Raw genomic sequence first — 16,391 nt, 5'->3', positions numbered from 1 at the left:
CTCCTTCGTCGGAATGACAAATAAATTCTTAACTTATTGACATTGACATCGAGCGCAGTCGAGATGTCATAACGGTTCTCGACTGCGCTCGAACTGACAATTGGACTATTTTATAATAACGAATGGTATGAGAATGTTAAACATCTCCTTAAAGATATAAACTAAAAACGTCTTGATTTCTCAGGACGTTTTTGTTTTTTTGCTAATTGCTAATTGCTAATTGCTAATTGCTAATTGCTAATTGCTAATTGATTACTATTTATTCTTGTCTTTTCTCTTTTTGTCTCTGGTTTTTAGCATATTTCTATTTACAGAACCGTGCGTTTTTTTCTTGGTTACACCAGGTCCACCTAGGTTGACTTTCTTGTTCTTTTTACTTTTTTCTTGAAAAGCCCCATCTCCGGCCAGTTTTTGTTTTTTCATCATAAACTTAATCGGTTGTCTGTCTTTTTCAGGTTCGATTAATTTTGAAGAAACTTCAACGGTGTCAGGGAAAGCTTCGATTGCTAATTCCATATTCATTAGCACTTCAATCTCAACTTTATATTCTTCTTCACGAGGCGCGATAAGACTTATTGCAGTTCCTGTAGCATCTGCACGCCCAGTTCTACCAATTCGGTGCATGTATAGTTCTGGCATTTCTGGCATTTCGAAATTGATGACATGGGTGATATTAGAAATATCTAAACCTCTTGCCATAATATCTGTGGTAATCAATCCACGCAGATTTCCTTCTTGAAAAGAAGCCATAGTACTCAAACGATAATTTTGTGATTTATTAGAGTGAATTACTCCAAACTGACCTTCAAAATCCTCTTCGATACGTTCGTGAACCATATCTGAAATCTTCTTATTATTAACAAATACCAGCACACGACTCATATCTTCGTTGTTTTGTAATAAGTATTTTAGAAGATTTATTTTGGTATTGAAATTGGGAACATTATAGGTGATTTGTTGGATGTTTTCCAATGGAGTTCCTGATGCCGAAAGCGTAACTTCTTCCGGATAGTCAAAATAATCATTCAAAATAGCATCTACTTCATCCGTCATAGTTGCTGAAAACAGTATGTTTTGACGTTTTTTTGGCATCATAGCCAAAATAGCGGTTAATTGGGTGCGGAAACCTAAATTAAGCATTTCGTCAAACTCATCAATGACAAGCTTTTGCATTTCTTCAAAACGAATCACATTATCCAGCGTTAAATCCATGATTCTTCCTGGAGTTCCCACTAGTATATCGCAACCTTGATAAACAGTTGTTTTTTGGGTATTGATGTTGACACCACCAAAAATACCTACAGTACGAACTGACATATATTTTGTCAATTTTTCTACTTCTTCCACCACTTGAACTACAAGTTCACGCGTAGGAACAAGAATTACTATTTTAGGAGTATGTCCTGGAGTAAATTTGTATAATTTTAATAAAGGCAATAAATAGGCAAATGTTTTACCTGTACCAGTTTGTGCAATTCCCATCATATCTCTTCCAGACATAATCACAGAAAAAGTTTTTTCCTGGATGGGAGTTGGAAAAGTAAATCCTAAATCATCTATTGCTTTTTGCACAGATTTAGGGAGATTGAATTGTTCGAAAGTACTCATTTGCTTAAATTTTGTGCAAAGATAGTCTTTTTATGAGGATACTGGCATTAGGTAATAGTATTGTTATTTTTAGATTAGTTTAAGCAGAACCTTTTAGACAAAACGTTTAACTCTTAAAACTAATTCGATTGGATTAAATGGTTTGGCTATGAAATCATCCACACCTAATTTAAAACCTTCTATAACTGTTAAATCTTCCTTACCTAATGCCGAAACTATAATCACTGGAATGCTTGGATAGTTTTTTTTTGAATAGGCAGTAATTTCCAGTCCTGATTTATAAGGCATCATAATATCGGTTATAATTAAATCTGGCTGAAGGATTCCTATTTGATTAATTCCATCATTCCCATCTCTGGATATGTAGGTTTCATAACCTTCTTTCTTTAAAATAAAATCTAGGATTTTAATGATTAAGTTGTCGTCTTCTATTATCAATATTTTTTTTTGGCTCATTGTAAGTTTTCTTATTTATTGTAGAGTTCAATCTCATCAATCATTATCATTGATTTTTTTTGTTTTCGCTTTCGCCAAATTGGTAAATCATCTTGATTATCAATTAACAGCTTTATTTTATCAAATTTACTAAAGTTTTTACTGTTCATCTCTATCTGTTCAGTTTTAATAACAAAATTTTCTATTAAATTCCCCATAATTTTTTCTGTAATTAGGAACCACTCTTGATTGTTAAAACCATAAATAGAAATTTTCTTTGGTTTAAAAATCCAATGTCTTTGATTGTCAAGAAAATTTATTTTTATTTGGTTAAAATTCAATTTGTTGGTGATTAATTCTATTTCTGGATTAGTTCCGTACCACCCAATCCAGTTGATATTATAATCTTTATAACCTTTAATTCCATCAATTAACCCGTAGCTTCCTTTTCCTGTAAATTCTTCTGCTGGTACAGTTAGGAAATTAATTTTCAATTTTTCTCCAAGATGATTTGTAGAGTCTTTGGCTATTTCAAGCCATTCCTCGTAATACTGTTCCGGAGATAAACCACCTTCACTTAATTCATAGATTCCTAATTCAGTGCAGTTTTTTGTGAAATTCAGAACTCTTTCTGTTATTCCTTTTCTTATTTCTTTTTGGCCTTTTTCATTAACCATAAACATACCATGTTGATCCTTGCCATAAAATTTTGATTGTTCAAAATACACATATTCTAAAGCCAACCGTAATTTTTTGACTCTTGACTCTAATATTGGTTCTTGATTAACAGCATGTGTAGCTTCATTAATTAAATGGTCATATTGATCCATTGCTTCCGGTGAAAGAAATGTATTTCTGCTTTGAACCGGACCTGAATAGATGTCTAGATAGGAATTATATTTTTGTTGATTTTCGGATAAAAGATTTAAATACTTTCTAATATGAGGTGCTGCTTTACCATAAAAACCTCTTAGAAAATCATCTGTAGTGGCTTCAATATCAATATCAGAATTCCATAATAATTTTGCCAAAAGATATTGTCTTAATTCTGTGAAATCTCCGGGAACATCGGCATATCCTTGTACAAATAACCCTTTTACATCATTTTTTTTAAAAAATTTATAATTGTTTGAAAAAGTATGAATGTTAGGAAATGGAGACAAATAGTTTGAAAATTGCACTGTATAATCCCATAGGTATAGATGCGATGTAGTTTTGTTCCAATCATGCAGTGTATTTATAAAAGATTTACTGTATTTGTCGTCCACAATAGCTTTTCCTCGATTCAATTCAATTGGGCAAAACAAGGTATATATATTTGTCAGTAATTTTAAATGTGTTGGTGGCTTAAATGTATGGAGATATGCTAACGTAACTATTTTTGTTTTTGGGAAATGTACTGCAATTTTGTTTAAAAAATGATAGAGAGAGCCTTGAGGACCTCCATATTTATTGTTTATAGATTTACATTCTTTACATTCACAATAGATTAAATCGTCATTTTGGCTTACAGAATAGAATGAAGCATTCGGGTTTTGCGCAATCACTTTTTGCATGTTTTGTATTACTAAATTCACTACAGTGTCATTTGTCATACAAAGGGATTCGCCATTTCGGTTTCCTTCATACAATGCAAAAAAATTTGGATTCTTTTTAAAATATTCTTTTGGCGGTAAAAGTTTACTAAACGAATGTCCCCAAACGCTAAAGTCCTCTAAATGCCAATCCAGTTTATGCCAATCTCTGAAATGTTCATCATAAGCATCTGGATATAATAACGCCCGATACTCAAAAGAAGGTTTGTGATATTGCTCCGTGTTTTTTGGAAATGCAACTGCATCTAATTTTGGAATGTAGGTTTCTTTAGCAGTGAATTTTCTAAATCCCCAAGCTTCTAATAAAGTATAAACGGCGTAATGTAACAATTTTGCACTTGGAGCAATCAAAAAAATATCAGTTGTATTACTTTTAATTATAAAACTATTCTTGGTATTTGATGTATTTAAGTTTGATATGCTGAGATGAATTTTTGAGTTTTTTTCAATTGAATTATTTTCTTTTTGAATCAAAAATGAATTAGAAAAAGATTTGTCTAAATACGATTTTAACACTATTGCAGCAGGTCTAGCTTCCTCTGATGCAATGCTAATCGAGCTTTCGTTAGCTGTTTGATTCTTAATAACAATATCAGATTGAGCCATCATTTTGAAGCTTAAAAGAGAAAGGATAATTAGTATTGTATTTAAATTCAATTTTTATAAAACATTTTAGAATTTATATTGGAACATTAAAGATATTTCTAATTCGTTTTGTTTTAAGTTTGGAGCATATTCCTGATTATTAAATGTTGTTTGAATTCCTGTTAGATAGTGGTTGTTAAATAATTTGTAATATCCAGCGCCAATTCTATAGGAATTAAGGCTTACTCTTTGTTCGAATTGACCTATTGTAGTTCTCTCATCTGGTGACGTTCCATACCCTGCAACAAATGAAACATAATCGTATTTTGTATCAAAATAATATCTCGTTGTAAGTGAGAATGAAGGATGGTAGTCCTTGTCATTATGTTGTAGGTAAGATCTAAAATTTATCCAATAAGAACCTATATATTTACCAACTCCCAAAACAATTATTTTAGTTTCTGTATTTTCTGATTCAATGTATCGAAACCCTAAATCAGCTTCCCAACCCTTTTTAAAATTTTGATAAAAAGAATATCCTACTCTTAATTTTGGAAAAACTACATCTTGACTGTATGCTATACTTACGTATGAATAATTATTTTTCCCTGTAAAAAAATAAGATTCTGCCTCAAATTGTTTGCCTTCAGCAATACTTTCTCCTGAAGTTAATCGATTTGCATAATTGATTCGTCCTATTAAAGAACCCCAACCACGTTCTCTAATAAATTGAATACTTCCCAAATGCCAGGGGCCATAACCTTTTCTGTTGAATGTTGTATAACTGTAATTAATACCAAGCCTGTCAGAGTTTATTTTTGATTCGATAAGAAAAAGACTTTGCTTAATTTCAGGGTCGTTTGGGTATTTTACTTGTAACGATTGTATATAGTTATATTCTTTTTTAGGATCTTTTTGTAATTGATAAAGTACTATTTTCTTTTTCTGAAAATCTCTGTTTTCAGGGTGCATTTGAATGGCTTGATTGATAGTTTCTTCGACTTCAAAATAGTTTTCTTTTTCTAATTTGATGTTGATTAAATAGTTGAAAGCATCCTCGTTCGATTTGGTTTTTTTGATGAAATAGTTGTAGTAGTAGGTTGCACTATCTTTATTTTTCAATAAATCGTGGTTACGTCCTAATAATAAATAATAATCAAGATAATTTGGCGCTATTTTTTTAGCCATCAATGCTCTTTGAATATTTTTCGCATAATTTTTTTCATTTTGCATGTCTTTTATGATTACTGTCAAAAGACTGTCGGTATCAATTTTTTGCGCACTTATTTTTTGACTTGAAAAAATAAATATTAAAATGAAAAAACTTACTATATTTAAAATTTTGTTATTCCTCATGATATTTGTTTTTGTTCCATAGTGAATCCTTTACGTACCATCACTCCCCATTTTTGTTCTTTTTGCCTTAGAAAGTGCCAATAGCCCTTCAAGGAAGCGTAAACATTGAGAGGATGGAAGACAAAAGGCTCAATAAAAATCATTACTATTAAAATTAACACCTCTTTAATACCAGTATAATGTTTATAGATTAATTGATCCAAAAATACAGAAATCAGAGTTATACTGATATAAAATAAATATACAAAAGCACTACCAATTAATAAAAATTCAAAGTTCATATTAAAGAATAGCAGATCAATTATTAATACAATTAAGCCTAAAATTTCTAAAATTGGGACAGCAAATTCGTAAAGTAAATAATAGGGAAAAATGAGCAGGCCTGTTTTACCGTATTTTGGATTTAAAAAAACATCTTTATGTAAATATAATGTTTGAACTAACCCCCTGGCCCAGCGTACTCTTTGTCTTAAGAAAATAGTCATGCTGGAAGGTACTTCAGTCCAACAAAGCGATTCTGGTATATATATTATTAAGAATTTTTCTTTTTTCTTGTGCATCAATTTTCTCATTCGAGTAATGAGTTCCATATCTTCACCAAGTGATTTGTGCCAATACCCGCCAGCTTCAATAACCGTTTCTTTATCGAACATTCCCAAGCCCCCCGAAACTAATAGTAAACCATTAATTTTACTCCAGGCCATCCTTCCAAATAGAAACGAACGGATATATTCTAGTTCCTGAAAACGAGCAAAAAAATTATCAGGGAAATGCGATTTAAAAAGCATTCCATCTTTAAATTCACATGAATTTGAAATTCGTATAGCAGCCCCAGTCGCAATTACTTTCTCAGTATTTTCGATAAAAGGTTTGGCAAGCATTGAAATCGTATCTTTTCTTAAAATACAATCTACATCGGTGCAAATGAATAAGGAATATTTAGCAGAATTGATACCTGCATTTGAACCGTCGGCTTTACTTTTTCCATTTTCTTTGTCTACAACTAAAAGTTTAGAATAAATAGGATTAGTGGACTTATAATGCCCTTTTACAGGTTGTGTGGGTATTTTATCTTGATAGAAAAAATCTACTTTAACTAAATTAAATTCTCTAATTAATATTTCTAGAGTAGCATCGGTACTTCCGTCGTTAACAATGACCACTTCAAATTTTGGGTACTCTTGGAAAAGTAATGATTTTACGTTGTATACAATTGTAGTCGCTTCGTTAAATGCTGGAGCAACTATAGAAACGCCAACAGTGTGATTCGATTTTACCAGTATTTCTTTAAGTAAGAAATACTTAGATTTATAATACTTCTTTATTGCTGTCCAAGATAATATAGCTAGTATTAAATAAAATAAAATATAACTAACGGAATAATAAGCAATGTAAGTTTCGTAGGTTTTGATAATGTTTTCTAGGATACTCAATTTAGATATGGGTTATTTACATGTAAAACTATTCTTTTTATAATTTCATTTTCTGATGCATCTGCTGTTTTATAGGTATTAAAAAAAGTGGCATCAATTTTATTAATACAATTAACAATTTCGAATTTTATTTCTAAATCTGTTTCTGCTGTAAGAATACTTAGAGCAAAATCTTTGGTTTCATTATCACCAATGGCCCCCATTGTTTTTAAAGCAGAAATTTTATTTTGTGTATCTATTTCTTTTGGATAATGGTTTATTAAAAGCACATTTGCTTCGATAATGTATAAATTTTGAATGACTAAGAAAGTTTCTCTTCGTACCTTAGTGTTAGTATTACTTAAGAGATGGCTTATTTGATCAATTGTCAACGTTTCTCTGTATCGAATCATTAATTTAATCGCAAGAATTACTACAGAACTATTTTTATTATAAAGCCATTCATTAATTTTTGTAGGTAAAGCTGACTTTTTTTGATGAATTATATCAAGAATTTTTAACTCGTCTGCATGTGATATTTGTTTTTCGTAATTGCTTAAAAAATCAAATTTTTGATCAGAAAGAGAAATTACGGCAATCAATGCATTCGATTTTAGGAATTTATTTTTAACATATATATTAGGTCTTATGTATCCTGTTTTGATTTTGTACTCTAATATTTGATAATGGTATATTCCTAACAATTTATTTTCCCAGCTCCTGCTTCTAATTAATTTTTTACTGTAATCGTGAAATCCAAAATATTTGTAAATTAATAACATCTGATGTGGATTAACGCCATTAATATTTCTTTTGATGGTAATGATTTTATTTAGTATTATACTTTTACACCATTTTTTTTTAAAAGGAACTTCTTGTTTAAACAGTTTTATATGTTCTTGAATATAAGTAGAATCATAATTAGAAAATATAATCTCAGTTAGGAAATCGTTTATTTTAGTATCCACTTCATTTTTTATAATTATTTTTTTTTCAAAATCATAGCGATTTACAATCAATATAATAACTAAAGTAATGATTAGAATCAAGAGAAATGGTATAATGATGTATTTAAACAGATCAAAAGAAAACTCAGCTTTAAGAGACGAATAATTAAAAGTGAATAATTCATTTTCAATGATTTTGTAGCTTATTTCAGCACTTAATTTTTTAAATAAAAATGCTAAAATACTGAATATTTCTTTAAATGAATTATGTAAGTAATTAATCATTATTAGATTAGGTCCCAAATGAAACTATTTGATTAAGGTAGATTAATATTAAACACTATAATATATCGAATATATTTCATTTTAGTATAAATATATAAAATATATATATTATCTAGATGTTAAATTTAAAATTTTTCGAAAATACCCAATCCAAATAAAGCAAAATCATATTTAACGGGATCAATTGGGTCAAATTCGCGAAGTTGTAAATCTAATTCAGCTAATGCTTTGCCATCATTTTGTTTTCTGGTCAGCAATCCTAATTTTCGTGCCACATTACCGGAATGTACATCTAAAGGGCAGGATAATGAAGCTGGAGAAATGCTTTTCCATATCCCTAAATCGACACCTTTACTATCTTGTCGTACCATCCACCGTAAATACATGTTTATTCGCTTGGCTGCAGAATTGTTCTGAGGGTCTGAAATGTGTTTTTGTGTTCTAAATTGGTGTGAAATTTCGAAGAATATCTTTTTGAATTCGGAGATGCTGTTTTGCATGGTTTTTAACTCTTGGTTTTTAGCATATACGGATTCTAATCCATCATGGTTTTTATAGATGTTTTTTAGACTTCTTATAAAACTTGCAAAATCCTGACCATTAAAAGTTCTATGAACAAAAGTTTCTAGTCGTTCCAAATCATTTTCCGAATGTGACATGACAAAATCATAAGGTGCATTTCCCATTAAATCCATCATTTTATGGGAATTTTTGATAATCATTTTGCGATTTCCCCAAGCAATGGTAGCACTTAGAAAACCGGCAATTTCGATATCTTCTTTTTGTGAAAATAAATGCGGAATTTGCACAGGATCACTTTCGATGAAGTCGAGAGTGTTATATTGTTCCACTTTCTCATCGAGGAAAGATTTGAGTTCTTTCTTATTCATTATGTGCAATGCGTTTGGAATAAAATCCATCGCCTAAATTAGAAGTCCGTAGCTGTGGTTTTATGTAATAATACTGCTTGAAATAATCAATTTGAACTTTGTTCACACAAGGCAAATCGCCATTGGCAGTACCATAAAAAAAGAAGTTTTCTTGAGGAGAATTATAGTTCAAGTTACCTTCATTTATTTTTTCGAAAGCTATTTCGGCATATTTAGAGTTTTTTTCTGGTAATAAAATTTGATGCCAACTATAGGGTTCTATTTGCTGGTGGTGTTTGTTTGCTGTTAGGTTTTCATAATTGATAAATTCAATTAAAATAAGAGGAAAAATAATATTTGCAAGTAATGATAATCGAATAATATTAGTTTTCATTTTAAAATATGTTAAAACAGAACTCACTGCTAAAACAGATAAAAACACAAATTCTGGTAGGAAAAACCGAAATTGTGGCGAAGTTAAAAGCAGTATTACAAAATGGATGACAAGTATTAGTAACAAAATTTTATATTTAGTTTGCTTCTTAAATTTGATTATAAATAATCCAAAAACAAATAAAATAAGTATCCCAAAATTAAAAAAACGATTAATACCCTCAAGGTTTAACCACGATTTTAAGTTGATTGATAATGAAGGATTATAGAAAGAATCGTTTTGGCTATAACCTTCTCTTTTGGTGTAATCAGAAATGAATTTTAATACTTCTTCCGGAATTTTCCAATCAGTATGTAAAGGTAAAAAATGAAATGGATATAACGGGTAACCTGTGATTATAGCGTTTTTTAGTAATAAAATAATAGCTATTAATGTTCCGAAAATGAATAAAAACGAAATTCTTTTTTTGTTAAAATGATGTAAATAAATAAAAAGTAATCCAAAAGGAGCAATGGTAATTTTTATAAACAGAAGATATAAATATAAAAGTGTTACAATTTTGAAATTATCTAGAGAATCTTCTTTGTCTAAAAAATAATAGAAAAGAATTTGGGACACCAGAATTATTGATAAATCAGGGGAGGGTGCATTGATAAATTGAAAAAAAAGAATATTGAATATCAGAATAAATCCGATCCAATGAATTTCTCCGTTCCTTGATTGTTTTTTTTCGAATTCAGTTATAAAATAAACGGAGGATAATAATAGTAAAAATCCATTTATATCATTGATCCTATCGGTAAAGAAACTAAAATTAAAACCCGCTTGCAAAACGTGAAACGGTGATGTTTGTCCTAAATAGATATGAAGATTAGCTAATCCTTTTACGAACCCATATTCGTTAATCCATTTTATGGTTTGTAGATAATAGCTTTCATTATCAATGAGAAAAGGTGATTGTGCACATTTAAATAATGCAAAGATAAATAGTGTTGAAAGGATAAGTTTTGAAATTGTTGAGATCCAAAGTATGTCCGTTTTTATTTCTTTCAAACTATTTTTTATATCTCGTGATTTCCAGAAAGAAAATCCAATGACAATAAGAAAATTAATAAGAAAAACAATCCAGCCAATTTTAAAGAAAAAGCTGCATATACTTAATCCAAAACATTGCATAAACATGCCTAAAAATATAGTGATATAATTATCAGTAGTGTTTATTTTGAATATTGATTTTGCTATGATTCCTGTAGGAATGCAAAATAATAACAGTACAACCCAACTTAATGCTATTATAATCATTAATACTAATTTGAAATTAAGCCGTCAACCATTACTAATTTTCTGTCGGCCATATTGGCTAAATCTTCATTATGTGTTACAATCACGAAAGTTTGTCCCAACTCATCACGCAATTTAAAGAATAATTGATGTAGGTTTTCAGCCGAAGCAGTATCGAGATTTCCCGAAGGTTCATCTGCAAAAATGATTGCAGGCTTGTTGATTAAGGCTCTTGCAACAGCCACACGTTGCTGTTCCCCTCCAGAAAGTTCATTGGGTTTATGATTCATTCTATGAGAAAGTCCAAGATAAGTCAGCAGTTTTTTTGCTTCAATCTCAGTTTCCAGTTTTGATTTATTAGCAATGAAAGCGGGAATGCAAACATTCTCTAATGCTGTAAATTCAGGTAATAATTGATGAAATTGAAAAATAAAACCTAAATTTAGATTTCTGAATTTAGATAAGGTTTTGTCATTCATAGTCAGAATGTCTTCATTATTGATGCGCAATTCAATTCCGTTTTCAACTGTTGGCTTGTCTAAAGTTCCAAGGATTTGCAAAAGAGTTGTTTTTCCTGCTCCAGAAGCCCCAACGATAGAGACAATTTCTCCTTTTTGAATATGTAAATCGACTCCTTTTAACACATGCAGTTGATCGTAATATTTATGTAAATTTTTGGCTTGTATCATTTTGAAACTGTTTTGACAAAGAAACAAAGATTTTAATGATTATTAAATGCATCCCAATATATTTTGCTTTGACAAAAGATAAACTTTAGTTAATATCTTATAATTGGTTGGTTTTAATGAATAAATTTGATTTTAAATCTAGAATGATGAAAAAAATAATTGGTATTTTTCTGGCACTATTGCCTTTTTCATTTTGTGCAAAAGAAAAGAGTAGTGCTGTGCCAAAAAGTAAAGAAACAAAAAATATGGAAATACAAAACGGATTAGAAGTTGCAACCTTAGCAGGAGGTTGTTTTTGGTGTACAGAAGCAGTTTTCTTAGAACTGGATGGAGTAAAAAAAGTTGTTTCAGGATACATTGGTGGTGCTACTGTAAACCCAACATACAAAGATATTTGCAATGGAGATACGGGTCATGCGGAAGCTATTGAAATTACTTTTGATCCAAGCCAAATAAGTTTTGGAGAACTATTGGAAATATTTTTTGCTACACACGACCCAACAACGTTAAATCGTCAAGGAAATGATGTTGGTACACAATATAGAAGTGAAATTTTTTACCATAATCCTATTCAAAAACAGCTTTCGGAAGATTATATAGCTTTGATGACCAGCGAGAATACATTTGGGAAACCAATTGTAACTAAGATTTCTGCAGCGTCTAAATTTTATGAAGCCGAAGATTATCATCAAAATTATTACAATCAAAACAAAACACAAGGCTATTGCAGTTATGTTATTACTCCAAAAATTGAGAAGCTGAAAAAAGTGTATCAAGACAAGTTGAAAAAATAATTGGCATTAGATTTGTACATTTCCTGATAAATTGAAATAGTATGACAGAGCAAGTGCCCGTTAGTGTAGAAAATAATAAAACAAGGAATCTTATATTAGGAATTCTGTTTGATGCGATAGGATTAGTATCGTTTACAGTTCCATTAGTTGGCGAATTTTCAGATGTGATTTGGGCGCCATTAGCTGGGTTTTTAATGACTTGGATGTATAAAGGAACCATAGGACGAGTAGGAGGTGTGGTTACTTTTCTGGAAGAAATTTTACCTTTTTCGGATTTTATACCAACGTTTACATTGACATGGATTTATAAGTATTGGATTAAAAACAAAAACGCCTCGTAATTGAGGCGTTTTTGTTATTTTGTAAAAAGAAATCCTAATCCCATGCGTTTTAGCATCTTTTTTTCGAATGCCCAAAAGAATTTGAACTGCCCAAAAACAAAACCGATTAGTACTAAAAGTACTTGGTATATAGGGAAAATTAAAAGTAATCGAACAGGTGTAAACCAATAGCCTAGGTCTTCTTTTGTAATTCCCAACCAAAAACAAAATGGTTTTGACAACCATGCCGAAGCCGAGCCTGTAATTGCAAAAACGATAAATATGATTATGAGTTGGAAATTAGTTGCAATTCCCCAACGTTGCTTTAGTTTATTCATTTTTATTTATAATGATTACAAATATAGTAACATTATCTGATGGGGACTAAACCAAAAAGTTTTTGTTTATAGGTATTTTGAAAATAAATCATATAGTTGTAAATCAAATAATTTACTTCGTAGCCATAATCAATATTTGGATCATAATTGATGGACATTTCATATAAATTTGGATTGTATAGCACAGGCTGTAAAACGCGGTTATTCCACTCGCTGACATACAATTGATTTTTATTCTCTAAAAAGCTTTGAGAATGATATCCTCTAGGGGATGCTCTGGAGTTAAGCCATGTGCTAAAACCGGGATCAATAATGATAACTTCATATTCGAGCTCGTCGTTGGCAATTCGAATGGTATCGCCTTGATTTATAACAGGTTTTTTAGTACTTGGGAAATTAGACTTTGAAGTGTTACAACTAAAAATAGAAACTAGAATAATTGCTAATAAATAAACACTATTTTTCATAAAAAAAATTGAATAATAAATTTACAAAATTAAATGACTTGTTAGTAGTGTTTTAACATAAAAAATCACCTACGAGTAGTAGATGATTTTTGTAAATATTTTTTGGTTTTAATTATTTTCCAAAAATTTTTCCTAGAATACCACCTATTCCTCCACTGTTTCCAGAAACGGCTGACATGGCATCACTTATATCTACTTTTCCATCGGCATTTTGGTCTAAGCCAAATTGACCTCCATATTTAGATATAGCATCCATTATACCGGAATTTTGGGCACTATTACCAGAAATAGCTGCTATCACATCTGAAATTTGAAAGCTGCTATCACTAGGGTCTTTCGCTTTATTGACTAATGACCCTAAAATTTGAGGAATTAAACTTCCTGCAACACCAGAAGCAGTTTCACTATTGATGCCAAATTTTTCTCCTAAGCTCCCTGTAAGTTGTTCGGTGAGTTGTTGTACTACAGGATTTGAGCTGTTTTGTGCATTGTTTCCTTGAAACAAACCTGCAAGTTGATCTACTCCGCCTTCTGCAACAATTTTTTGTAATCCTGAGAAAATAGAACTACTAGCCTCGGTCATAATGGCTTCATTATGTTCGTTAGGAATTGCGTTATTTTTTACTACGGATTCGACTCCAAATTGTTGTGCTAATTGTGTTAATTGTTCAAACATGGAAAGTATTTTTAGATTAGAAATCAAATTTAATAAAAAAAGGGATTTATTAAACATAAGTTAATAAATCCCTTTTTATTTATTTAGTCAAAAAATACTAGCCTAATATGCTAATAATTTGTGAAGCTAATTCAGTACCAATTCTGTCTTGAGCTTCTCCTGTAGCGGCTCCAATATGTGGAGTCAACGATATTTTATGATTCATCAAAATAGTCATTTCAGGAGTTGGTTCGTTTTCAAAAACATCTAATCCTGCAAATAATACTTTTCCGCTGTCTAATGCTTTTACTAATGCCACTTCGTCAATAACACCACCACGAGCACAGTTTACAATACCTACACCGTTTTTCATGATTGCCAATTCTTTCTCTCCAATGATGTATCCATCTTGTGCAGGAACGTGTAATGTGATGAAATCCGCTTCTTTGAATAAAGATTCCAATGATTGAGAAACAATAGTTGTTGTGATAGATTGTCCGTCAAAAAACTCAACTTTAACGTCAACTTGTGGGATAAACATATCAGCAGCAATCACTTTCATCCCTAAACCTAATGCCATTTTAGCGGTAGCCTGACCAATACGGCCAATTCCTACAACACCAAGAGTTTTTCCTCTTAATTCAACTCCGTTAGCATATGCTTTTTTCAAACCTTCAAAGTTTGTATCTCCTTCAAGCGGCATATTTCTGTTAGAATCGTGTAAAAAACGAACACCAGAAAATAAATGTGCAAAAACTAATTCTGCCACTGATTCTGATGACGAAGCTGGAGTGTTTATTACGTGAATTCCTTTGCTTTTAGCATAATCCACATCAATATTATCCATTCCTACACCACCACGACCTATAATTTTTAACCCTGGGCAAGCGTCGATGATATCTTTACGAACTTTAGTCGCACTTCGTACCAAAACTACACTTACATTATTTTCGTTAACAAAATTAGCTACTTGTTCTTGAGCTACTTTTGTAGTTATAACTTCAAATCCACCTTTCTCTAAAGCTAGAATTCCACTTTTAGAAATTCCATCGTTGGCTAATACTTTCATTTTTTATGTCATTGCGAGGAATGAAGTAATCTCATCCTCATATTTAATTTATTATTTTATTTTTCTGGAGCTATTTCCCGCTATCCGTTACAATCTTTTTTTCGGTAAAAACCTTAAAAAAGGATTTTCACTGCTATCGGGGCTAGGTATTCAGAATTCAATTGGTGTTTTTTGTGAAACTGAAAACTAAATTTTTGCTTCCAATTCTTTCATTACATCAACTAATACTTGAACACTTTCTAACGGAAGTGCGTTGTACATAGAAGCTCTGTAACCACCTACTGAACGATGTCCAGGTAATCCAGATATTCCTGCTGCTTTCCACATTGCATCAAACGTTGCAGCATGTGCTTCATCATTTAATAAGAAAGTAGCATTCATGTTAGAACGATCTTGTACAGCTGCAGCTCCTTTAAATAATGGGTTTCTGTCTATTTCTGCATAAAGTAATGCCGCTTTGGCATTGTTTATTTTTTCTATAGCAGCAATTCCACCAAGGTTTTTCAACCATTGTAATGTCAATAATGAAGCATAAACTGGAAAAACAGGAGGAGTATTGTACATACTTTCTGCTTTGATATGTTTAGTGTAATCCAACATACTTGGGATAATTCGGTTGTTTTTAGCAAGAATTTCTTCTTTTACAACAACCAAAGTAGTTCCTGCCGGACCCATATTTTTTTGAGCTCCTGCATAAATCAAATCAAACTTAGAAAAATCCAATTCTCTTGAAAATATATCAGAACTCATATCACATACAACTGGCATATCAAGTGACGGGAATTCCTTCATTTGTGTACCAAAAATGGTGTTGTTACTCGTACAATGGAAATAATCAGCATCTGAAGGTACAGTGTATCCTTTTGGAATATGATTGTAATTTTGTTCTTTTGATGAAGCGACAACAACTGTTTCTCCAAAAAGTTTTGCTTCTTTTATTGCGCCCGAAGCCCATGTTCCGGTATCAAGATATGCCGCTTTTCCGCCTTCTTTCATTAAGTTATAAGGTACCATCAAAAATTCTAAACTAGCTCCGCCAGCAAGAAATAATGCTTGATATCCTTTGCCTTCAAGGCCTAAAAGTTCAATAACAATTGCTCTAGCTTCATCCATTACGGCAACGAAGTCTTTGCTTCTATGCGAAATTTCTAAAAGCGATAATCCTGAATCGTTAAAATTTAATATTGCTTGTGCTGATTTTTCAAAAACTTCTTGTGGTAAAATACAAGGTCCTGCGCTGTAGTTGTGTTTTTTCATGGTGTAGTTTAAGTCCAAAAAATTAAAGTGCAAAT

16 protein-coding genes are annotated in these 16,391 nt (G+C 31.2%); 2 read left to right on the top strand and 14 right to left on the bottom strand.

Annotation, left to right across the window (positions count from 1 at the left end; genetic code table 11):
* Positions 1-255 precede the first annotated feature (255 nt).
* The 9 genes from ACNQF6_RS12870 to ACNQF6_RS12830 all read right to left on the bottom strand — a co-directional run bounded on the left by ACNQF6_RS12870 (position 256) and on the right by ACNQF6_RS12830 (position 11,456).
* Positions 256-1,608, bottom strand: a complete 1,353-nt coding sequence (locus ACNQF6_RS12870; RefSeq protein WP_417966305.1) for a DEAD/DEAH box helicase — start codon at positions 1,606-1,608, stop codon at positions 256-258.
* 93 nt (positions 1,609-1,701) lie between these two features.
* Complete coding sequence (locus tag ACNQF6_RS12865) at positions 1,702-2,064, bottom strand: response regulator transcription factor (RefSeq protein WP_417966304.1); 363 nt, start codon at positions 2,062-2,064, stop codon at positions 1,702-1,704.
* A gap of 11 nt (positions 2,065-2,075) precedes the next feature.
* Entirely contained in the window at positions 2,076-4,295 is a 2,220-nt protein-coding gene (locus ACNQF6_RS12860) for a DUF4838 domain-containing protein (RefSeq protein ID WP_417966302.1), read from the bottom strand.
* A 15-nt stretch (positions 4,296-4,310) separates the two neighbouring features.
* Positions 4,311-5,579: a YaiO family outer membrane beta-barrel protein gene (locus tag ACNQF6_RS12855; RefSeq protein WP_417966301.1), complete on the bottom strand. Its 1,269-nt coding sequence runs from the start codon at positions 5,577-5,579 to the stop codon at positions 4,311-4,313.
* A complete protein-coding gene (locus ACNQF6_RS12850) occupies positions 5,576-7,012 on the bottom strand; it encodes a glycosyltransferase family 2 protein (RefSeq protein ID WP_417966300.1) in 1,437 nt (478 codons plus the stop codon). The genes ACNQF6_RS12855 and ACNQF6_RS12850 overlap by 4 nt, the downstream gene beginning before the upstream one ends.
* Positions 7,009-8,223, bottom strand: coding sequence for a hypothetical protein (locus ACNQF6_RS12845; protein WP_417966299.1), 1,215 nt, complete (start codon positions 8,221-8,223; stop codon positions 7,009-7,011). The genes ACNQF6_RS12850 and ACNQF6_RS12845 overlap by 4 nt, the downstream gene beginning before the upstream one ends.
* Positions 8,224-8,348: 125 nt before the next feature.
* Positions 8,349-9,113: a TIGR02757 family protein gene (locus tag ACNQF6_RS12840; protein WP_417966298.1), complete on the bottom strand. Its 765-nt coding sequence runs from the start codon at positions 9,111-9,113 to the stop codon at positions 8,349-8,351.
* Positions 9,106-10,788, bottom strand: coding sequence for an LIC_10190 family membrane protein (locus tag ACNQF6_RS12835; RefSeq protein ID WP_417966296.1), 1,683 nt, complete (start codon positions 10,786-10,788; stop codon positions 9,106-9,108). Before ACNQF6_RS12835 ends, ACNQF6_RS12840 begins: the two co-directional genes overlap by 8 nt.
* A 5-nt stretch (positions 10,789-10,793) precedes the next feature.
* Positions 10,794-11,456 carry an ABC transporter ATP-binding protein gene (locus ACNQF6_RS12830; RefSeq protein WP_417966295.1) on the bottom strand — a complete coding sequence of 221 codons (663 nt, stop codon included), beginning with the start codon at positions 11,454-11,456 and terminating at the stop codon, positions 10,794-10,796.
* Between the two features lie 245 nt (positions 11,457-11,701).
* Between ACNQF6_RS12830 and msrA the strand changes: the two genes are divergently transcribed.
* Positions 11,702-12,250 (top strand): peptide-methionine (S)-S-oxide reductase MsrA, encoded by a 549-nt coding sequence (gene msrA / locus ACNQF6_RS12825; protein WP_417966382.1) that lies wholly within the window; start codon positions 11,702-11,704, stop codon positions 12,248-12,250.
* A 41-nt stretch (positions 12,251-12,291) separates the two neighbouring features.
* Positions 12,292-12,591: a hypothetical protein gene (locus ACNQF6_RS12820; protein ID WP_315207837.1), complete on the top strand. Its 300-nt coding sequence runs from the start codon at positions 12,292-12,294 to the stop codon at positions 12,589-12,591.
* A 14-nt stretch (positions 12,592-12,605) separates the two neighbouring features.
* Here the strand turns inward: ACNQF6_RS12820 and ACNQF6_RS12815 are convergent, their stop codons facing one another.
* From ACNQF6_RS12815 to serC, 5 genes are all read right to left on the bottom strand, one after another.
* Complete coding sequence (locus ACNQF6_RS12815; RefSeq protein WP_417966294.1) at positions 12,606-12,908, bottom strand: DUF6787 family protein; 303 nt, start codon at positions 12,906-12,908, stop codon at positions 12,606-12,608.
* A gap of 32 nt (positions 12,909-12,940) precedes the next feature.
* Complete coding sequence (locus ACNQF6_RS12810; protein ID WP_417966293.1) at positions 12,941-13,375, bottom strand: DUF6146 family protein; 435 nt, start codon at positions 13,373-13,375, stop codon at positions 12,941-12,943.
* 112 nt (positions 13,376-13,487) lie between these two features.
* Positions 13,488-14,051 (bottom strand): hypothetical protein, encoded by a 564-nt coding sequence (locus ACNQF6_RS12805; RefSeq protein ID WP_417966292.1) that lies wholly within the window; start codon positions 14,049-14,051, stop codon positions 13,488-13,490.
* A gap of 97 nt (positions 14,052-14,148) precedes the next feature.
* On the bottom strand, positions 14,149-15,099 hold the full coding sequence (locus tag ACNQF6_RS12800) for a D-2-hydroxyacid dehydrogenase (protein ID WP_417966291.1): 951 nt from the start codon (positions 15,097-15,099) through the stop codon (positions 14,149-14,151).
* Between the two features lie 186 nt (positions 15,100-15,285).
* Entirely contained in the window at positions 15,286-16,356 is a 1,071-nt protein-coding gene (gene serC, locus ACNQF6_RS12795) for a 3-phosphoserine/phosphohydroxythreonine transaminase (RefSeq protein WP_417966290.1), read from the bottom strand.
* Positions 16,357-16,391: the final 35 nt, after the last annotated feature.

This window comes from Flavobacterium pasteuri, from assembly GCF_048286615.1.
Lineage (GTDB): Bacteria > Bacteroidota > Bacteroidia > Flavobacteriales > Flavobacteriaceae > Flavobacterium.
The sequence above is the reverse complement of the archived record's forward strand: the minus strand, read 5'-3'. Positions and strand labels throughout refer to the sequence as shown.